We start from the raw sequence: 19,229 nt of genomic DNA on the forward strand, positions 1-19,229 counted from the left end.
GAAACAGGGGAGCGGCCCGCGTTCAGGCCGTGAGCGATTCGACGCCGCGATTCGCGAGCGCGTCCGCGCGCTCGTTTTCCGGATGGCCGGCGTGGCCCTTGACCCAGCGCCACTCGACCTCGTGCTGCGCGACGAGCGCGTCGAGCCGCTTCCACAGGTCGGCGTTCTTCACCGGCGTCTTCGCGGCGGTGACCCAGCCTTTCTTCTTCCAGCCGTGGATCCACTCGCTGATGCCTTTCTGCACGTATTGCGAGTCGGTATGCACGACGACCTGGCACGGCCGCTTCAGCGCTTCGAGCGCGGCGATCACGCCCATCAGCTCCATGCGGTTGTTGGTGGTGTTCGGCTCGCCGCCGAACAGTTCCTTCTCCTTGTCGCCGTAGCGCATCAGTGCGCCCCAGCCGCCGGGGCCGGGGTTGCCCTTGCAGGCGCCGTCGGTATAGATGTCGATGGTGTCGATTGTCATGAATGTTCTTGATGGGTGGTCGGGGAGGCCGCCGGCGTCAGGCCCGGAGCGAGCACGGGCTTCTTCATCCGGATCTGGCCGACGAGGCGCATGCCGCGCACGCGCTTGACGGCCGTCACCATGTAGACGGCGCCGAAGATCGGCCACCAGCGGTCGCCGGCGGCTTCCATGAAGCCGTAGCGGGCCAGCCACTGGTCGGTGGCGAGCGGCGGGCGGTAGCAGCCAAAACGGCCGCGTTCGAGGTCGAAGCCGAGCAGCTTGATCCAGTCCTTCAGCCGGATGAACGCGATCTGGTCGCGCGTGGCCGGCACGAACGGGCGGTTCGCCATGCGCCCGAACGATTGCCGCATGCCCCACAGGCTGAGCGAATTGAAGCCGGTGATCACGAGCTGGCCTTCCGGCATCAGCACGCGCTCGGCCTCGCGCAGCAGGCGGTGCGGATCGGACGTGAATTCGAGCGTGTGCGGCATCACGATCAGGTCGACGCTCTGCGACTCGAACGGCAGGTCGAGCAGGTCGCACCAGGTCGTGCTGCGGCCGTCCGGCGCGTGCTCGGGCGCATGCGCGTCGCGCGCCCACGGATACTGGTACGGCGCGCTCGCGCCGCTCGCCGGATCGAGCACGAGGCCGCGATACGGCATGCGGTTCTCGCGCAGCGCGTCGAGCTGCGGCAGGCCGAGCTGCAGCGCGTGGAACCCGAAGACGTCGGACACGATCCGGTCGAGCTGCGCCTGTTCCCAGCCCAGCACGTAGCGGCCGGGCGGCGAGTCGGTCCAGGCGGGCCAGTCTATAATTTGACGGTCAGACATAACGATGATTGCGCGCCTATGAACGAGCTGGAATACGTGCCGGTTCCGGCATTCGATGACAACTATATCTGGCTCGTCTCGGACGGCCGCGATGCGATCGCCGTCGATCCGGGTGAAGCCGCGCCGGTGCGCCGGGTTCTTGCGGAACGCGGCTGGCGGTTGACCGCTATTTTACTCACGCACCATCACGCCGACCATGTCGGCGGTGTCGCGGCACTGCGCGATACCCAACCGGACGATGCGCCGCTCGCCGTTTACGGCCCCGCGGCCGAGGCGATCGGCGTGGTCACGCAGCCGCTGGCAGGCGGTGCGCGCGTGACGCTCGACGCGCCCGCAGTCGCCTTCGACGTGCTCGACGTGCCCGGTCACACCCGCGGCCACATCGCCTATTTCCAGGCGGCCGGCCCGCACAACGCGGTGCCGCACGTATTCTGCGGCGACACGCTGTTCTCGTGCGGCTGCGGCCGCCTGTTCGAAGGCACGCCCGCGCAGATGCTCGCGTCGCTCGACGCGCTCGCGGCGCTGCCGGGCGACACGCGCGTGCATTGCGCACACGAATACACGCTGTCCAACATCCGCTTCGCGCTGGCCTGCGAGCCCGGCAATGCGGCGCTCGCCGCATGGCGCGACGACGCGCAGGCGCTGCGCGCGCGCGGCGTGCCGACGCTGCCCACTACGATTGCACATGAGCGTGCCGTTAACCCGTTCATGCGGGCCGACAGCGACGCGATCCGCGCGACGCTCGAGGCCGAGCTGCACGAAACGGTGCCGGATCGTCTGACGGCGTTCACGCTGATGCGCGAGTGGAAAAACCGGTTCCGATGATGATTTCCGGAGGACTCCAAAGCTCAAGCGGTGTCTGTAAAAATTGCTCCAAATGTAGGATTTCGCTGAGTTTTCGGTGTTTTTATTGACGTGAAGCACGCACTTCCGTAGTATCGCCTGCAATTTCCAGCCGTCGGAAGCCGAGATTTTCATGCGACTTATATTGAGTGCGATGGTGGTGCTGTTGCTCGCCGCTTGTGCGAGCCAGCCGCCTGTCGCCAACAACGCCGCCGATTCGCAGGCGACGTCCAACTACCTCCGTAAATCAGCCACCGCCAAAGAAACTGTCGACGTCGACAAGCAATCCGTCGGCGACCTGACCAGTGCCGACTCCGATCTCTGGGGGCGCATCCGCCGCGGTTTCCAGATGCCCGACCTGCAGAGCGACCTCGTCGACATGCAGACGACCTGGTACACGCAGCGGCCCGATTACGTGCAGCGCATGACCGAGCGCTCGCAGAAGTACCTGTACCACATCGTCGAGGAGCTCGAGGCGCGTCACATGCCGACCGAGCTCGCGCTGCTGCCGTTCATCGAGTCCGCGTACAACCCGCAGGCGCTGTCGGTCGCGAAGGCGGCCGGCATGTGGCAGTTCATGCCCGGCACGGGCCGCACGTACAACCTGAAGCGCAACATGTGGCAGGACGAGCGCCGCGACGTGCTCGCGTCGACGAGCGCCGCGCTCGACTACCTGTCGCGCCTGCATGACATGTTCGGCGACTGGTACCTGGCGCTCGCCGCGTACAACTGGGGCGAGGGCAACGTGCAGCGCGCGATCGCGCGCAACCAGGCGGCCGGCCTGCCGACCGACTACCAGAGCCTGCGGATGCCGAACGAGACGCGCAACTACGTGCCGAAGCTGCAGGCGGTGAAGAACATCATCGCGAGCCCGCAGCAGTATGGGCTGACGCTGCCGGACATCCCGAACCACCCGTATTTCGTGACGGTCACGACGTCGCGCGACATCGACGTGGCGGTCGCCGCGAAGCTCGCGAACCTGTCGCTCGACGAATTCCGCTCGCTGAACCCGTCGTTCTCGAAGCCGGTGATCCTCGGCGCGACCGAGCCGCAGATCCTGCTGCCGTTCGACAACGCGTCGGCGTTCGAGAAGAACCTGAAGGCGTACAACGGCCAGCTGTCGTCGTGGACCACCTATACGGTCAGCGAGCGCGCACGGCCGGCCGCGATTGCCGAGAAGATCGGCGTGGACGCCGATACGCTGATGTCGATCAACAAGATTCCGGCCGGCATGCGCCTGAAGCCGGGCTCGACGATCGTCGTGCCGCGCGGCGATGACGACGACGAGGACATCAGCGCCGACGTCGCCGAAAACGGCGCGCTCGCGATGGAACCCGACGTCCCCGACACGCGCAAGATGCTGATCCGCGTGCGCCGCAAGCAGTCGATGGCGGCGATCGCCGGCCGCTACGGCGTGTCGGTCGGCCAGCTCAAGGCGTGGAACCGCACGCACCGCGATCTCGCGATGCCGGGCCAGGCGCTCGTGCTGCACGTGCCGGTCGGCCGTTCGGTGCCGGCGGAGCCCGGCCCGGAGCGGATCGCGACGTCGGCCGGCGGCGCGCGCATCGAGCGCGCGAGCCTGACGGTGGGCGGCAAGTCGCACGGCGCGAAGCGCGGCGCGGCGAAACCGGCGGCCAAATCGGCGAAGGCGGCGCCCGCGAAAGCGGCACCGGCCAAGGCCGCCGCGCACAAGGGCAAGAAGAAGTAATACGGTCGCGAACGCATCGTGCGGCCGGACCGGTTCGCGCGATTGCGCTATCATCCGACGAAATGCGACGAACGCCGTCACCGAGGTGACGGCGTTTTTGTTTGCGCGCGGCGCGGGGGCGCCGCTTCGCATGTCTTCAAATAACGAGGGGGAGCGATGTCGTCGGTGCAGCTGAGGGTGCTCGCGCTGTTTTCGGTCGGGTATTTCGTGTCGTATGTGTTTCGCGGCGTCAATCTGGGCTTCGCGCCGTTCGTCACGCACGAGCTCGGGTTGTCGGCCGCCGATCTCGGCCTGCTCACCAGTCTCTATTTCCTCGGCTTCGCGGGCGCGCAGATCCCGGCCGGCGTGATGCTCGACCACTTCGGCCCGCGCCGCGTGACAGCCGGCATGCTGCTGTTCGCGGCCGCCGGCGCGGCCGTGTTCGGCGCCGCGCACAGCCTCGGCACGATGATGGTCGGCCGGCTGTTGATCGGCGTCGGCGTATCGGTGTGTCTCGGCGCGGCGTTCAAGGCGCTCGCGCAGCATTTCCCGGTCGGCCGGCTGCCGCTCGTCAACGGCCTCGTGATGGCCGTGGGCGGCCTGGGCGGCGTGATGGTCGGCTCGCCGCTGACCTGGCTGCTCGGCTGGACGAACTGGCGCGCGATCTGTTTCGGCCTCGCGGTGCTGACGGTGGCCGTCGCGGCGTCGATCGGCCTCGGCGCGCCGGAAGCGCCGCAGGTGCGCCATCAGGGCGGGCTCGTCAGCCAGTTCAAGGGCACGTGGCACATCCTGAGCAGCCGCGCGTTCTGGAAGATCTCGTCGTTTTCCGTCGTCACGCAGGGCGTGTTCTACGCGATGCAGTCGCTGTGGGTCGGGCCGTACCTGCGCGACGTCGCGGGGTTCGACGCGGCGCATGCCGCGCGCCTCGTGTCGGTGCTCGGCTTCGCGATGATGGCCGGCTGCGTCGGCTTCGGCGCCGCCGCACGCGTGCTCGAGCGGCGCGGCGTGTCCGTGTACGCGTTCTGCGGCGTCGGCATGGCGCTGTTCGTCGCGACGCAGGCCGCGATCGTCGCGCGCGTGCCGTTGCCGCCGGCCGTGCTGTGGGCTGCATACGGCATGTTCGGCGGCGTCGGCATCCTGACCTACGCGGTGATGGCCGGGCATTTCCCCGCGCACCTGATCGGCCGCGCGAACACGACGCTCACGCTCGTGATCTTCCTGCTGATCTTCGCGTTCCAGATCGGGGTCGGCGCGGTGCTGTCGCACTGGCCGGCGGTCGACGGCCGCTATCCGGCCGTCGCGCACTTCACCGCATGGGGCGTGCTGCTCGCGCTGCAGCTCGCGAGCGCGGTCTGGTACGTCTGGCCGGCGCGCGGTGCTGGCCAGACAGACTGATCCGGCGGTACGCTGGCAGGTAGGGCGGCCGCGGAAACGGGGCCGTAGCAGCGCGTGCCGCGTCGCCGGGCGCGGCGCGCACACGATCGGGCGGCCATATCCATTGAAGATAGGGCCATTTTCAGGCTATAATTTGAAAGTTTGTGCTGATCAACCTCGCACCCTAGCGCCTACCTCATTCATCCCGTTCATCCGCCGCACGCCGCCTGCCGGGCGATGCCGCGAAGCCTCGTGCGCCACGCGCCGGTTTCGCGTCTCGACAACGCAGGCCGCGTCCAGCAAGCGACCCCGCGCGCCCACGCAGCGCGGCGCTCGCGCGGCAGGGTAAACAGGTCGGCAGCAGGGTGTTCCCCAAGGAGCCTCCCGTGTTGCCGTCTTTTACTCCCGCCTTGCTTGCACTCGCCGACGGCACGGTCTTTCGTGGTTATTCGATCGGGGCCGAAGGCCACACGATCGGCGAAGTCGTGTTCAATACCGCGATCACCGGCTATCAGGAAATCCTGACTGATCCGAGCTACTCGCGCCAGATCGTCACGCTCACCTACCCGCATATCGGCAACGTCGGCGTCAACGCCGAAGACGTCGAAGCCACGAAAGTCCATGCCGCCGGCCTGATCATCCGCGATCTGCCCACGCTCGCATCGAACTTCCGCATGGACCGCACGCTCGGCGACTACCTGCGCGACGAAGGCGTCGTCGCGATCGCCGGCATCGACACCCGCAAGCTGACCCGCATCCTGCGCGACAAGGGCGCGCAGAACGGCTGCATCCTGACGGGCTCGGACGACGCAGCGAAGGCGATCGAGCTCGCGCGCTCGTTCCCGGGCCTCGCGGGGATGGATCTCGCGAAGGTCGTGTCGACCACGAAGCCGTTCGAGTGGAAGCAGACCGAATGGCGCCTCGAAGGCGGCTACGGCATGCAGGAAGCGCCGAAGTACCGCGTCGTCGCGTACGATTTCGGCGTCAAGTACAACATCCTGCGCATGCTCGCGGAGCGCGGCTGCCACGTGACGGTGCTGCCGGCCCAGGCGAGCGCGGAAGATGCGCTCGCGCTGAATCCGGACGGCATCTTCCTGTCGAACGGCCCCGGCGACCCGGAACCGTGCGACTACGCGATCGCGGCCACGAAGCAGTTCATCGAGCGCGGCGTGCCGACCTTCGGCATCTGCCTCGGCCACCAGATCATGGGCCTCGCGGTCGGCGCGAAGACGCTGAAGATGAAGACCGGCCATCACGGCGCGAACCACCCGGTGAAGGATCTCGGCGACGGCCGTGTCGTGATCACGTCGCAGAACCACGGCTTTGCGGTCGATGCCGATTCGCTGCCGGCCAACGCGCGCGTGACGCACGTGTCGCTGTTCGACGGCACGCTGCAGGGCTTCGAGCTGACCGACAAGCCGGCGTTCTGCTTCCAGGGCCACCCGGAAGCGTCGCCCGGCCCGCACGACATCGGCTACCTGTTCGACCGTTTCACCGCGCTGATGGACGCGGCGAAGCAGCGCAACGCCTGAGTCACTGACGCAACCGAAGGACGGGAGATTCACATCATGTTCGGCCACGCACTCGGCATCACGGATATCTGGACCTACGTGTTCGGCGTGATCTTCATCATCCTGCTGCCGGGGCCGAACTCGATGTACGTGCTGTCGCTCGCCGCGCAGCGCGGCGTGAAGGCCGGTTATCGCGCGGCGTGCGGCGTGTTCGTCGGCGATACGGTGCTGATGGTGCTGTCCGCCGCCGGCGTCGCGTCGCTGCTGAAGGCGAACCCGCTGCTGTTCTCCGTCGTCAAGTACGGCGGCGCCGCGTATCTGCTGTACATCGGCACCGGGATGCTGCGCAGCGCGTGGAGCAAGCTGCGCGCGCGCGGCGATGCGCCGGTCGATGCGCCGCCGGCCGTCGACGGCGAGCGGCCGTTCCGGAAAGCGCTGATCGTGAGCCTGCTGAATCCGAAGGCGATCCTGTTCTTCATCTCGTTCTTCATCCAGTTCGTCGACCCGGCATTCCCGCATCCCGCGCTGTCGTTCGTCGTGCTCGGGGCGATCGCGCAGTGCGCGAGCTTCCTGTACCTGAGCACGCTGATCTTCGCGGGTGCGCGGCTCGCCGAGCACTTCCGCCGCCGCCGCAAGCTCGCGGCGGGCGCGGCGAGCAGCGTGGGCGGCCTGTTCATCGGTTTCTCGGTGAAGCTCGCGCTCGCCACGATGAGCTGAGCGCAGCCGGCCGACCCACGACAACGATTACTTACTGAATTCACAAGCCATGCCAAAACGCACAGACATCAAGAGCATCCTCATCATCGGCGCCGGCCCGATCATCATCGGCCAGGCGTGCGAGTTCGACTATTCGGGCGCGCAGGCTTGCAAGGCGCTGCGTGAGGAGGGCTACAAGGTCGTTCTCGTCAACAGCAATCCGGCGACGATCATGACCGACCCGAACACGGCCGACGTGACCTACATCGAGCCGATCACGTGGGAAGTCGTCGCACGCATCATCGAGAAGGAGCGCCCGGACGCGATCCTGCCGACGATGGGCGGCCAGACCGCGCTGAACTGCGCGCTCGACCTGCACCACCACGGCGTGCTCGAGAAGTTCGGCGTCGAGCTGATCGGCGCGTCGCCGGAAGCGATCGACAAGGCGGAAGACCGCCAGAAGTTCAAGGAAGCGATGACCAAGATCGGTCTCGGTTCCGCGAAGTCGGGCATCGCGCACTCGATGGAAGAGGCGACCCAGGTGCACGCCGAAATCATGGCGCTCACCGGCGGCAGCGGCTATCCGGTCGTGATCCGTCCGTCGTTCACGCTCGGCGGCTCGGGCGGCGGCATCGCGTACAACCGCGAAGAATTCGAAGAGATCTGCAAGCGCGGCCTGGATCTGTCGCCCACGCGCGAGCTGCTGATCGAAGAGTCGCTGCTCGGCTGGAAGGAATACGAGATGGAAGTCGTGCGCGACCGCGCCGACAACTGCATCATCGTCTGCTCGATCGAAAACCTCGACCCGATGGGCGTGCACACCGGCGACTCGATCACGGTCGCGCCGGCGCAGACGCTCACCGACAAGGAATACCAGATCCTGCGCAACGCATCGCTCGCGGTGCTGCGCGAGATCGGCGTCGACACGGGAGGCTCGAACGTGCAGTTCTCGATCAACCCGCGCGACGGCCGCATGGTCGTGATCGAGATGAACCCGCGCGTGTCGCGTTCGTCGGCGCTCGCGTCGAAGGCGACGGGCTTCCCGATCGCGAAGGTCGCGGCGAAGCTGGCGGTCGGCTACACGCTCGACGAGCTGAAGAACGAAATCACCGGCGGCCAGACCCCGGCGTCGTTCGAGCCGACGATCGACTACGTCGTCACGAAGATCCCGCGCTTCGCGTTCGAGAAGTTCCGCGAAGCCGATTCGCGCCTGACCACGCAGATGAAGTCGGTCGGCGAAGTGATGGCGATCGGCCGCACGTTCCAGGAATCGTTCCAGAAGGCGCTGCGCGGCCTCGAAGTCGGCGTCGACGGTCTCGACGAGAAGTCGACCAACCGCGACGAGATCGCGATCGAGATCCACGAGCCGGGCCCGGACCGTATCTGGTACGTCGGCGATGCATTCCGCATCGGCATGACGGCCCAGGAAATCTACGCGGAAACCGCGATCGATCCGTGGTTCCTCGAGCAGATCGAGCAGATCATCCTGAAGGAAAAGGCGCTCGCGGGCCGTACGCTCGCGTCGCTGACGTTCGACGAGCTGCGCTACCTGAAGCAGAGCGGCTTCTCCGACCGCCGCCTCGCGAAGCTGCTCGGCGCGACGCCGGAAGACGTGCGCAAGCGTCGCGTCGAACTGAACGTGCGCCCGGTCTACAAGCGCGTCGACACGTGCGCGGCCGAGTTCGCGACCAAGACCGCCTACATGTACTCGACCTACGAGGAAGAGTGCGAGGCGCAGCCGACCACCAACAAGAAGATCATGGTGCTGGGCGGCGGCCCGAACCGGATCGGCCAGGGTATCGAGTTCGACTACTGCTGCGTGCACGCGGCGCTCGCGATGCGCGAGGACGGTTACGAAACGATCATGGTCAACTGCAACCCGGAAACGGTGTCGACCGACTACGACACGTCCGACCGCCTGTACTTCGAGCCGCTGACGCTCGAAGACGTGCTCGAGATCGTCGACAAGGAAAAGCCGGTCGGCGTGATCGTCCAGTACGGCGGCCAGACGCCGCTGAAGCTCGCGCTCGACCTCGAGGCGCATGGTGTGCCGATCGTCGGCACGTCGCCGGACATGATCGACGCGGCCGAAGACCGCGAACGCTTCCAGAAGCTGCTGCAGGACCTCGGCCTGCGCCAGCCGCCGAACCGCACTGCCCGCGCCGAAGACGAAGCGCTCGCGCTCGCGGACGAAATCGGCTACCCGCTCGTCGTGCGCCCGTCGTACGTGCTGGGCGGCCGCGCAATGGAAATCGTCCACGAGCCGCGCGACCTCGAGCGCTACATGCGCGAGGCCGTGAAGGTGTCGAACGATTCGCCGGTGCTGCTCGACCGCTTCCTGAACGATGCGATCGAATGCGACGTCGACTGCATCTGCGACGGCGAGGCCGTGTTCATCGGCGGCGTGATGGAGCACATCGAGCAGGCGGGCGTCCACTCGGGCGACTCGGCATGCTCGCTGCCGCCGTATTCGCTGTCGAAGGAAACCGTGGCCGAGCTGAAGCGCCAGACGGGCGCGATGGCGAAGGCGCTGAACGTGGTCGGCCTGATGAACGTGCAGTTCGCGATCCAGCAGGTGCCGCAGGCGGACGGTTCGAAGCAGGACATCATCTACGTGCTGGAAGTGAACCCGCGCGCGTCGCGCACGGTGCCGTACGTGTCGAAGGCGACCAGCCTGCCGCTCGCGAAGATCGCGGCGCGCGCGATGGTCGGCCAGAAGCTCGCGCAGCAGGGCGTGACGAAGGAAGTCGAGCCGCCGTACTTCAGCGTGAAGGAAGCGGTGTTCCCGTTCGTCAAGTTCCCGGCCGTCGATCCGGTCCTCGGGCCTGAAATGCGTTCGACCGGCGAAGTGATGGGTGTCGGCCGGACGTTCGGCGAAGCGCTGTTCAAGTCGCAGCTCGCGGCCGGTTCGCGCCTGCCGGAGTCGGGCACGGTGCTGCTGACCGTGATGGACGCGGACAAGCCGAAGGCCGTCGAAGTCGCGCGCATGCTGCACGACCTCGGCTACCCGATCGTCGCGACGAAGGGCACGGCTGCCGCGATCGAAGCGGCCGGTGTGCCGGTGAAGGTCGTGAACAAGGTGAAGGACGGCCGTCCGCACATCGTCGACATGATCAAGAACGGCGAGATCGCCCTCGTGTTCACGACGGTCGACGAGACGCGCCAGGCGATCGCCGATTCGCGTTCGATCCGCATGAGCGCGCAGGCGCACAAGGTCACGTACTACACGACGATGTCGGGCGCGCGCGCGGCCGTCGAAGGCTTGCGCTACCTGAAGGATCTGGAAGTCTATGATTTACAAGGTCTTCACGCTCGCCTAAACTAAGCAGTCAGTTACCTGTCGAAGCAACACGTGCCGCGATTAGGCGGTGTTTCCAGTGCATCGGAAGCGCGCTTAATCGCGGTGATTTTTTTTATAGCCGTTTTTAGCGATTGAGCCGTTTATGAGCACCATTCCGTTGACAAAGCGTGGCGCAGAACTTCTGCGCGATGAATTGCAGCGCCTCAAGTCCGTCGAGCGGCCGGCCGTGATCAACGCGATCGCGGAGGCACGCGCACAGGGCGACCTGTCCGAAAACGCCGAATACGATGCGGCGAAGGAAAAGCAGGGCTTCATCGAGGGTCGTATCGCGGAACTCGAGTCGAAGCTGTCGGCCGCGCAGGTCATCGATCCCACCGTGCTCGACGCGGAAGGCCGCGTGGTTTTCGCGTCGACCGTCGAACTCGAGGATCTCGAGTCGGGCGACACCGTCAAGTACCAGATCGTCGGAGACGACGAAGCCGACATCGATCACGGCCTGATCTCGGTCAGCTCGCCGATCGCGCGCGCACTGATCGGCAAGTCCGAAGGCGACGTCGCGGCCGTGCAGGCGCCGAGCGGCGTGCGCGAGTACGAGATCATCTCGGTCAGCTACATCTGAAGCGGGGCGACGTGATGCCGCATCGCGTGTTCCGTCTGCTGTCGGCCGTATGGGTCGGCAGCCTGCTGACGATCGGGTATGCGGTCGCGCCCGTGCTGTTCAAGACGCTGGAGCGGATGACGGCCGGGACGGTCGCCGCCCAGTTGTTCCGGATCGAGGCGATCCTCGGTGTCGTGTGCGGCGTGCTGCTGCTCGCGTTGTCGAACCAGCAGGTGCGGCGCGGCAGCAGCGAATACCGGCGCGTGCGCTGGATCGTTGCCGCGATGGTGGTCTGCGTGCTGGTCGGGTATTTTGCGCTGCAGCCGTTCATGAACGCACTGCGGGTGGCCGCGATGGACGCGGGCACCGATATCGCGAACTCGCCGTATGCGAGCCGCTTCGGGATGCTGCACGGCGTCTCGAGCGTGTTCTATCTGGTCGAGAGCGTGCTGGGGCTGATGCTGATCTGGCGTTTGCCCGCGCGCGACGCGTGAGCGCCGCGGGGGCCGGCCGAGGCCGGGCCCTCGGGCAGGGCGGCGGCACGGATCGTGCGCGCCGCCCCGATGCTTACTTGTCCTGGAACGGACGCTTCGTGCTGGCCTGGCGCTTCTTGGCGCGCTTCACGTTGCCGCCTGCCGTCACGCGCTCGTTGCCGCGCACGACGACCTTCGTCGGCTTCGGGCGACGCACGGGGCTCGCGTTCGGCGACACCTTGACGACCTTGACGGTGCGCGGTGCACGGCCTTTCTTGTCGTCGGCGGCTTCGGCCGCGCTCGGCAGCGCGCCGGCGCGACGGCCGCGGGCGGGTGCCGCTGCGGCGGCTTCGGGCTTCCAGATCACCAGCAGCTTGCCGATGTGCTGGATCGGCGCCGCGCTCAGGCGATCGCAGATCTCGTCGTAGATCGCGACGCGCGCGTCGCGCTCGTCGCCGAACACGCGGATCTTGATCAGCTGGTGCGCGGCCAGGTGGACCTTGATTTCCTTCAGCACGGCGTCGGTCAGCCCTTCGGCGCCGATCAGCACGACGGGCTTGAGCGCATGGGCCTGGGAGCGCAGCGCGGAGCGCTCGGCGGGAGAAAGCGAAAGGGCGGGCATGGAAATGTCGAAATCTTAATAAGGGCGCGCTGGCTGAAAAGCGTTCGCGGGACGTTGCCGCGTCAGCCGTGCGCCGAAACCACGTAAAATCGCGGCTTGGGCCTGAAAAGGGGCCTCAGCCGCGCGAAGAAGACGCGTATTATCCGCTAAAAGCGCGGCTTCACGAAGCAATTGGCAGCAATCTCTCTTTCGAATGGCAAAAAACCGCTTCAACCAGCACTGGCTGCACGACCACATCAACGATCCGTACGTCAAAATGGCGCAGCGGGAGGGCTATCGCGCGCGTGCCGCGTACAAGCTGAAGGAAATCGACGAGCAGGACAAGCTGATCCGTCCGGGCCAGGTGATCGTCGACCTCGGCGCAACGCCGGGCAGCTGGAGCCAGTATGCTCGCAACAAGCTCGCGCAGGGCAGGAAGCGCGATGCGGAACGCGAGGGCGGTATCGACGGCACGATCGTTGCGCTCGACATCCTGCCGATGGAGCCGATCGCCGACGTCCATTTCCTGCAGGGCGACTTCCGCGAGGACGACGTCCTTCATCAGCTCGAAGAAGTGCTGGAAGGGCGTGCGGTGGACCTTGTTATTTCCGACATGGCCCCCAACCTCTCCGGCGTGGCCTCGGCGGACGCGGCGCGCATCGAGCATCTGTGCGATCTGGCGCTCGAATTCGCGCAGAATCATCTGAAACCGGACGGAGCGCTGCTCGTGAAGTGTTTTCACGGCAGCGGCTACAGCCAGATCGTCGAGAAATTCAAACAGCAGTTTAAGACCGTCGCGCCGCGCAAGCCGAAGGCGTCCCGCGACAAATCGTCCGAAACGTTCATTTTGGGTCGGCATCTGAAACGCCCGCGCTGATGCGCGGCGGGGGTGCCGCAAACGGCTCCGGCCCTTGCCAGACAAGCGAAGCGCTATCGCGGCGGTTGTCAATGCTTATGGCGAGGGTGGTCGGACTGGATTAGAATGACCGAGGGGCGCCGCAAGGAAAATGTAGGCGCTCGTCTACGAGTGAAGGAGTGGTGCTTTGAACAACAATATGTTTTCGAAGGCAGCAGTGTGGCTGGTGATTGCACTGGTGCTGTTTACGGTGTTCAAGCAGTTCGACAAGCCCCGCGTCCAGGAAGGCGTGTCCTATTCGCAGTTCATGGACGACGCCAAGAACGGCAAGGTCAAGAACGTCATCGTTCAGGGGCGCAACCTCACCGTCACTCCGGCTGATGGCCAGAAATACCAGATCGTGTCGCCCGGCGACATCTGGATGGTCGGCGATCTGATGAAGTACGGCGTGCAGGTCAGCGGCAAGGCCGACGACGAACCGAACGCGCTGATGTCCGCGCTGTACTACCTCGGGCCGACGATCCTGATCATCGTGTTCTGGTTCTACATGATGAGGCAGATGCAGGGGGGCGGCAAAGGCGGCGCATTCTCGTTCGGGAAATCGCGCGCGCGGCTGATCGACGAGAACAACAACGCGGTGAACTTCTCCGACGTCGCGGGCTGTGACGAAGCGAAGGAAGAAGTGTCCGAGCTCGTCGACTTCCTGCGCGACCCGCAGAAATTCCAGAAGCTGGGCGGCCGCATTCCACGCGGCGTGCTGCTCGTCGGCCCCCCGGGTACCGGCAAGACGCTGCTGGCCCGCGCGATCGCGGGTGAAGCGAAGGTGCCGTTCTTCAGCATCTCGGGTTCGGACTTCGTCGAAATGTTCGTCGGCGTCGGCGCGGCCCGTGTGCGTGACATGTTCGAGCAGGCGAAGAAGCACGCGCCGTGCATCGTGTTCATCGACGAAATCGACGCGGTCGGCCGTCATCGCGGCGCCGGCATGGGCGGCGGTAACGACGAGCGCGAGCAGACGCTGAACCAGATGCTCGTCGAGATGGACGGCTTCGAAGCGAACTCGGGCGTGATCGTGATCGCTGCCACCAACCGTTCCGACGTGCTCGACAAGGCGCTGCTGCGTCCGGGCCGTTTCGACCGCCAGGTCTACGTCGGTCTGCCGGATATCCGCGGTCGCGAACAGATCATGCGCGTGCATTTGCGCAAGGTGCCGATCGCGAACGACGTCGACGCGGCCGTCATCGCGCGCGGCACGCCGGGCTTCTCGGGCGCCGATCTCGCGAACCTCGTGAACGAGGCTGCGCTGTTTGCCGCCCGTCGCGGCAAGCGCATCGTCGAGATGCAGGATTTCGAAGACGCGAAGGACAAGATCTTCATGGGTCCGGAGCGCAAGTCGGCCGTGATCCGCGAGGAAGCGAAGCGTGCGACCGCGTATCACGAGTCGGGCCATGCGGTGATCGCGAAGCTGTTGCCGAAGGCCGACCCGGTGCACAAGGTCACGATCATTCCGCGCGGTCGCGCGCTGGGTGTCACGTGGCAGCTGCCGGAGCATGACAACGAGACGTACTCGAAGGACTACCTGATGGATCGCCTCGCGATCCTGTTCGGCGGCCGGGTGGCGGAAGAGCTGTTCCTGAATCTCATCAGCACCGGCGCATCGGACGACTTCAACAAGGCAACGCAGACGGCACGTGCGATGGTGGCCCGCTTCGGCATGACCGACGCGCTCGGGCCGATGGTCTACGTCGACGACGAGAACGATGCGTCGCCGTTCGGCCGTGGCTTCACGCGCACGATTTCGGAAGCGACGCAGCAGAAGGTCGATTCGGAAATCCGCCGCGTGCTCGACGAGCAATACGGCCTTGCACGCCGCCTGCTCGAAGAGAACCGCGACAAGGTCGAAGCGATGACGGCCGCGCTGATGGAGTGGGAGACGATCGATGCCGATCAGATCAACGACATCATGGAAGGCCGTCCGCCGCGCTCCCCGAAGAGCTCGCCGGCAGTCGGCGGCGATTCGTCGGGTGGCGGCACCAGCGCCGAGGTGAAGCCCGGCAGCGCGCCGGCGCCGGCTTCGCCGGCGGCATAATCTCCGCTTTAACGCCGTTCACGGGCTGGTGTGGCTTCACACCGGCCCGTTTTGCATTCATTCACGCCAGTTGCTCGTGTCCGATTCCTCAGTTTCCCCGCTCCTTCCCGCGCCGCTCCAGTGCGGCCGCTTCGAACTGACGTTCGAACGCCCGCTCGTGATGGGCATCCTCAACGCCACGCCCGATTCGTTCTCCGACGGCGGCCGCTTCCTCGCGCGCGACGACGCGCTGCGCCAGGCCGAGCGGATGATTGCCGAAGGCGTCGACCTCCTCGATATCGGCGGCGAATCGACGCGCCCCGGCGCGCCGCCCGTGCCGCTCGACGAGGAGCTTGCGCGCGTGATCCCGCTCGTCGAGGCGCTGCGGCCGCTGAACGTGCCGCTGTCGATCGACACTTACAAGCCGGCCGTAATGCGCGCGGCGCTCGCCGCAGGCGCCGACCTGATCAACGACATCTGGGGGTTCCGCCAGCCGGGCGCGATCGACGCGGTGCGCGACGGCAACTGCGGGCTGTGCGCGATGCACATGCTCGGCGAACCGCAGACGATGCAGGTCGGCGAACCCGATTACGGCGACGTCGTGACCGACGTGCGCAATTTCCTCGCCGCGCGCGCGCAGGCGCTGCGCGAAGCGGGGGTGGCGGCGGAGCGAATCTGCGTCGATCCCGGCTTCGGGTTCGGCAAGGCGGTCGTCGACGACAACTATGCGCTGCTGGCCGCGTTGCCGGACACGGCGCCCGCGCGGCCCGACGGGCGCGCATATCCGATACTCGCGGGCATGTCGCGCAAGTCGATGCTCGGCGCGGTGATCGGCGGCAAGCCGCCGATGGAGCGCGTCGCGGCGAGCGTGGCGGCCGCATTGTGCGCGGTCGAGCGCGGCGCGGCGATCGTGCGCGTGCACGACGTCGCGGCGACGGTCGATGCGCTGAAAATCTGGAATGCCGTGCGCGAAGCCGCGCGGCAACGATAAGTCAGAAGACGAAGGAGGAAGATTCACCATGGGACGTCGATATTTCGGCACGGACGGCATTCGCGGCACGGTGGGCGAGGCGCCCACCACGCCGGATTTCGTGTTGCGTCTCGGCTATGCGGCCGGCAAGGTGCTGGCCAGCTCGGCCGATGTCGCGGCAGGCTCGCGCCCGACCGTGCTGATCGGCAAGGACACGCGCGTGTCGGGCTACATGCTCGAGGCCGCGCTCGAGGCCGGTTTCTCGGCGGCCGGTGTCGACGTGATGCTGGCCGGCCCGATGCCGACGCCGGGCGTCGCGTACCTGACGCGCGCATTGCGCCTGTCGGCGGGCGTCGTGATCAGCGCGTCGCACAACCCGTATCACGACAACGGGATCAAGTTCTTCTCCGCCGACGGCAACAAGCTGCCGGACGACACCGAGGCCGCGATCGAAGCGTGGCTCGACAAGCCGCTCGAATGCGCGTCGTCCGACGGTCTCGGCAAGGCGCGCCGCCTCGACGACGCGGCCGGCCGCTACATCGAGTTCTGCAAGAGCACGTTCCCGGCCGCGTTCGACCTGCGCGGGCTGAAGCTCGTGGTCGACTGCGCGCACGGCGCCGCGTACCAGATCGCGCCGCACGTGTTCCACGAACTCGGCGCGGACGTGATTCCGATCGGTGTCGCGCCGAACGGCTTCAACATCAACGACGGGGTCGGCGCGACCGCGCCGGACGCGCTGGTGCGCGCGGTGCGCGCGAACCATGCCGATCTCGGCATCGCGCTCGACGGCGATGCGGACCGCCTGCAGGTCGTCGACGCAACCGGTCGCCTGTACAACGGCGACGAGCTGCTCTACGTGCTCGTGAAGGACCGGATCGCGACCGACGGCAAGGTCGACGGCGCGGTCGGCACGCTGATGACGAACCTCGCCGTCGAAGTCGCGCTGCAGCGCGAGGGCGTGAAGTTCGTTCGTGCGGCGGTCGGCGACCGCTACGTGCTCGAACAGTTGCGCGAGCATGGCTGGCAGCTCGGCGCGGAGGGCTCGGGGCACATCCTGTCGCTCGACCGGCACTCGACCGGCGACGGCATCGTGTCGGCGCTGCTCGTGCTGGCCGCACTCAAGCGCAGCGGCCGGACCCTCGCGCAGATGCTCGACGGCGTCACGCTGTTCCCGCAGAAGCTGATCAACGTGCGGATGAAGCCGGGCGCCGACTGGAAGGGCAGCGCGTCGATTCGCGCCGCGATCGACGCGGCCGAAGCCGCACTCGCCGGCAGCGGCCGCGTGCTGATCCGCGCGTCGGGCACGGAGCCCGTGCTGCGCGTGATGGTCGAAGCGCAGCAGGCGACGGACGCGGTCCGCCATGCGGAGGCGATCGCCGACGCGGTGCGCGCGGCGACGGCCTGACGCGCGAGCCGGCGCGGGCGGTCGAACGCCTGCGCGCAGGCGCCCGGATGAACCGGCATGCGGCGCCTTCGCGGCGCCGCGATTTCGTCAGGCGCAAAGGTTTGCGATATCTATAAAGAAGCGGTCTTCGACCGTTCGGTTCAGGACTCGTTAAATCATCCGACCCCGAATGTCGAGCCGATTCCAGCGGTGGCGATCCGCAGCGCTGACACTGGGCCAGGATCCGCCCGCACCCATGTGAACGGGCAGTCGCCCCGACCCTTCCAGGCAGGACGTTCGTGCCGCCCCCGCCGTTCCGGCGCCGTCCGGACACCACACCCGCCGCACCCGATACTCCCTTTCAACCAGTCATGTTACTGTCACGCCAGTTTCATCGATTGTCACATTACCGTCATGAGGAGCCCCTAACCTTCGCGGTGCCGTAGTCATCCGCTCACACACTGGAGGTCTCATGAAATTGATGCAAACCGCGATTGCCGGCCTGGCTGGCGCGCTTTTCGCCGTCGCCGCTCACGCTGCCGACATCACGGGCGCAGGCAGCACGTTCGCCATGCCGATCTACACGAAATGGGCTGCCGACTACCAGCAGTCCGGCGGCGCGAAGGTCAACTATCAAGGCATCGGTTCGTCGGGCGGCCTGAAGCAGATCGTCGCGAAGACGGTCGATTTCGCCGGTTCGGACGCTCCGCTGAAGGATGACGAGCTCGCGAAGGAAGGCCTGTTCCAGTTCCCGACGGTGGTCGGCGGCGTGGTGCCGGTCGTCAACGTGCCGGGCGTGAAGCCGGGCGAACTGACGCTGTCGGGCCCGGTGCTCGGCGACATCTACCTCGGCAAGATCAAGAAGTGGAACGACCCGGCAATCGCCGCGCTGAACCCGAAGGTCAAGCTGCCGGATACGGACATCGCCGTGGTGCGCCGCGCCGACGGTTCGGGCACGAGCTTCATCTGGACGAACTATCTGTCGAAGGTCAACGACGAGTGGAAGTCGAAGGTCGGCGAAGGCACGACGGTCAACTGGCCGACGGGCACGGGCGGCAAGGGCAACGACGGCGTCGCGGCATTCGTGCAGCGTCTGCCGGGCGCAGTCGGCTACGTCGAATGGGCGTACGCGAAGAAGAACAACATGGTCTACACGGCCCTGAAGAACTCGACGGGCACGGTGGTCGAGCCGAAGACGGAAACGTTCAAGGCCGCTGCCGCCGGCGCGAACTGGTCGAAGTCGTTCTATCAGATCCTGACGAACCAGCCGGGCAAGGAAGCATGGCCGGTCGTCGGCGCGACGTTCGTGCTGCTGCATGCGAAGCAGGACAAGCCGGAGCAGGGCGTCGAAACGCTGAAGTTCTTCAGCTGGGCGTTCAAGAACGGCGAGAAGGCAGCCGACAGCCTCGACTACATCTCGCTGCCGCCGGCAGTCGAAGCGGAAATCCGCAAGCAGTGGAAGGTCAAGGTGACGGACGCATCGGGCAAGCCGGTCGCCGCCGAGTAAGCATTGCAGCGGTTCGCTGCCCGGCCGTGCCGGTCGGGCAGTGTGTGCGGTAAAGCCGGGCGTTACGGCGCCCGGCAATCAAAAGCAG

16 protein-coding genes are annotated in these 19,229 nt (G+C 66.5%); 13 read left to right on the plus strand and 3 right to left on the minus strand.

Annotated features, from left to right (window positions below):
- Nucleotides 1-22: 22 nt before the first annotated feature.
- Entirely contained in the window at nt 23-466 is a 444-nt protein-coding gene (rnhA, locus tag WJ16_RS06095; protein ID WP_069256291.1) for a ribonuclease HI, read from the minus strand.
- Nucleotides 463-1,275 carry a class I SAM-dependent methyltransferase gene (locus WJ16_RS06100; RefSeq protein WP_069256292.1) on the minus strand — a complete coding sequence of 271 codons (813 nt, stop codon included), beginning with the start codon at nt 1,273-1,275 and terminating at the stop codon, nt 463-465. Before WJ16_RS06100 ends, rnhA begins: the two co-directional genes overlap by 4 nt.
- 18 nt (nt 1,276-1,293) lie before the next feature.
- On the opposite strand from WJ16_RS06100, the gene gloB reads away from it, so the two are divergent.
- From gloB to WJ16_RS06140, 8 genes are all read left to right on the plus strand, one after another.
- The gene (gloB, locus tag WJ16_RS06105; RefSeq protein ID WP_069256293.1) at nt 1,294-2,100 is read left to right on the plus strand and encodes a hydroxyacylglutathione hydrolase; all 807 of its coding nucleotides are present in this window, start codon (nt 1,294-1,296) and stop codon (nt 2,098-2,100) included.
- A 151-nt stretch (nt 2,101-2,251) separates the two neighbouring features.
- The gene (locus WJ16_RS06110) at nt 2,252-3,826 is read left to right on the plus strand and encodes a transglycosylase SLT domain-containing protein (RefSeq protein ID WP_069256294.1); all 1,575 of its coding nucleotides are present in this window, start codon (nt 2,252-2,254) and stop codon (nt 3,824-3,826) included.
- A gap of 156 nt (nt 3,827-3,982) precedes the next feature.
- On the plus strand, nt 3,983-5,200 hold the full coding sequence (locus WJ16_RS06115) for an MFS transporter (protein ID WP_069256295.1): 1,218 nt from the start codon (nt 3,983-3,985) through the stop codon (nt 5,198-5,200).
- A gap of 365 nt (nt 5,201-5,565) precedes the next feature.
- The gene (gene carA, locus WJ16_RS06120) at nt 5,566-6,711 is read left to right on the plus strand and encodes a glutamine-hydrolyzing carbamoyl-phosphate synthase small subunit (RefSeq protein ID WP_069256296.1); all 1,146 of its coding nucleotides are present in this window, start codon (nt 5,566-5,568) and stop codon (nt 6,709-6,711) included.
- Nucleotides 6,712-6,747: 36 nt separating this feature from the next.
- On the plus strand, nt 6,748-7,407 hold the full coding sequence (gene leuE / locus WJ16_RS06125; protein ID WP_069256297.1) for a leucine efflux protein LeuE: 660 nt from the start codon (nt 6,748-6,750) through the stop codon (nt 7,405-7,407).
- A 49-nt stretch (nt 7,408-7,456) separates the two neighbouring features.
- Entirely contained in the window at nt 7,457-10,711 is a 3,255-nt protein-coding gene (carB, locus tag WJ16_RS06130) for a carbamoyl-phosphate synthase large subunit (protein ID WP_069256298.1), read from the plus strand.
- Nucleotides 10,712-10,829: 118 nt separating this feature from the next.
- Nucleotides 10,830-11,306, plus strand: coding sequence for a transcription elongation factor GreA (greA, locus tag WJ16_RS06135; protein ID WP_057927897.1), 477 nt, complete (start codon nt 10,830-10,832; stop codon nt 11,304-11,306).
- Nucleotides 11,307-11,320: 14 nt separating this feature from the next.
- Nucleotides 11,321-11,779, plus strand: coding sequence for a DUF4149 domain-containing protein (locus WJ16_RS06140; RefSeq protein ID WP_069256299.1), 459 nt, complete (start codon nt 11,321-11,323; stop codon nt 11,777-11,779).
- Nucleotides 11,780-11,852: 73 nt separating this feature from the next.
- Here WJ16_RS06140 and WJ16_RS06145 read toward each other — a convergent pair whose 3' ends face one another.
- Nucleotides 11,853-12,380 carry a YhbY family RNA-binding protein gene (locus WJ16_RS06145; protein WP_069256300.1) on the minus strand — a complete coding sequence of 176 codons (528 nt, stop codon included), beginning with the start codon at nt 12,378-12,380 and terminating at the stop codon, nt 11,853-11,855.
- Nucleotides 12,381-12,573: 193 nt separating this feature from the next.
- Between WJ16_RS06145 and WJ16_RS06150 the strand changes: the two genes are divergently transcribed.
- The 5 genes from WJ16_RS06150 (at nt 12,574) to pstS (ending at nt 19,141) form a co-directional block, all read left to right on the plus strand.
- Nucleotides 12,574-13,236, plus strand: a complete 663-nt coding sequence (locus WJ16_RS06150) for an RlmE family RNA methyltransferase (protein ID WP_069256301.1) — start codon at nt 12,574-12,576, stop codon at nt 13,234-13,236.
- Between the two features lie 166 nt (nt 13,237-13,402).
- On the plus strand, nt 13,403-15,301 hold the full coding sequence (gene ftsH, locus WJ16_RS06155) for an ATP-dependent zinc metalloprotease FtsH (RefSeq protein ID WP_069256302.1): 1,899 nt from the start codon (nt 13,403-13,405) through the stop codon (nt 15,299-15,301).
- Between the two features lie 76 nt (nt 15,302-15,377).
- Nucleotides 15,378-16,271, plus strand: a complete 894-nt coding sequence (gene folP, locus WJ16_RS06160; RefSeq protein ID WP_472297415.1) for a dihydropteroate synthase — start codon at nt 15,378-15,380, stop codon at nt 16,269-16,271.
- A gap of 28 nt (nt 16,272-16,299) precedes the next feature.
- The gene (gene glmM / locus WJ16_RS06165) at nt 16,300-17,655 is read left to right on the plus strand and encodes a phosphoglucosamine mutase (protein ID WP_069256304.1); all 1,356 of its coding nucleotides are present in this window, start codon (nt 16,300-16,302) and stop codon (nt 17,653-17,655) included.
- A 451-nt stretch (nt 17,656-18,106) separates the two neighbouring features.
- On the plus strand, nt 18,107-19,141 hold the full coding sequence (pstS, locus tag WJ16_RS06170; protein ID WP_069256305.1) for a phosphate ABC transporter substrate-binding protein PstS: 1,035 nt from the start codon (nt 18,107-18,109) through the stop codon (nt 19,139-19,141).
- The last annotated feature ends 88 nt before the right edge of the window (nt 19,142-19,229 follow it).

The sequence above is a fragment of the Burkholderia metallica genome, from assembly GCF_001718555.1.
Classification (GTDB): Bacteria; Pseudomonadota; Gammaproteobacteria; order Burkholderiales; family Burkholderiaceae; genus Burkholderia; species Burkholderia metallica.

Coding starts and splice junctions, on each gene's coding strand:
- carB (WP_069256298.1), top strand. CDS start 7,457: ATGCCAAAACGCACAGACATCAAGAGCATCCTCATCATCGGCGCCGGC.
- WJ16_RS06100 (WP_069256292.1), bottom strand. CDS start 1,275: ATGTCTGACCGTCAAATTATAGACTGGCCCGCCTGGACCGACTCGCCG.
- greA (WP_057927897.1), top strand. CDS start 10,830: ATGAGCACCATTCCGTTGACAAAGCGTGGCGCAGAACTTCTGCGCGAT.
- WJ16_RS06115 (WP_069256295.1), top strand. CDS start 3,983: ATGTCGTCGGTGCAGCTGAGGGTGCTCGCGCTGTTTTCGGTCGGGTAT.
- WJ16_RS06110 (WP_069256294.1), top strand. CDS start 2,252: ATGCGACTTATATTGAGTGCGATGGTGGTGCTGTTGCTCGCCGCTTGT.
- WJ16_RS06145 (WP_069256300.1), bottom strand. CDS start 12,380: ATGCCCGCCCTTTCGCTTTCTCCCGCCGAGCGCTCCGCGCTGCGCTCC.
- gloB (WP_069256293.1), top strand. CDS start 1,294: ATGAACGAGCTGGAATACGTGCCGGTTCCGGCATTCGATGACAACTAT.
- WJ16_RS06150 (WP_069256301.1), top strand. CDS start 12,574: ATGGCAAAAAACCGCTTCAACCAGCACTGGCTGCACGACCACATCAAC.
- WJ16_RS06140 (WP_069256299.1), top strand. CDS start 11,321: ATGCCGCATCGCGTGTTCCGTCTGCTGTCGGCCGTATGGGTCGGCAGC.
- pstS (WP_069256305.1), top strand. CDS start 18,107: ATGAAATTGATGCAAACCGCGATTGCCGGCCTGGCTGGCGCGCTTTTC.
- glmM (WP_069256304.1), top strand. CDS start 16,300: ATGGGACGTCGATATTTCGGCACGGACGGCATTCGCGGCACGGTGGGC.
- rnhA (WP_069256291.1), bottom strand. CDS start 466: ATGACAATCGACACCATCGACATCTATACCGACGGCGCCTGCAAGGGC.
- leuE (WP_069256297.1), top strand. CDS start 6,748: ATGTTCGGCCACGCACTCGGCATCACGGATATCTGGACCTACGTGTTC.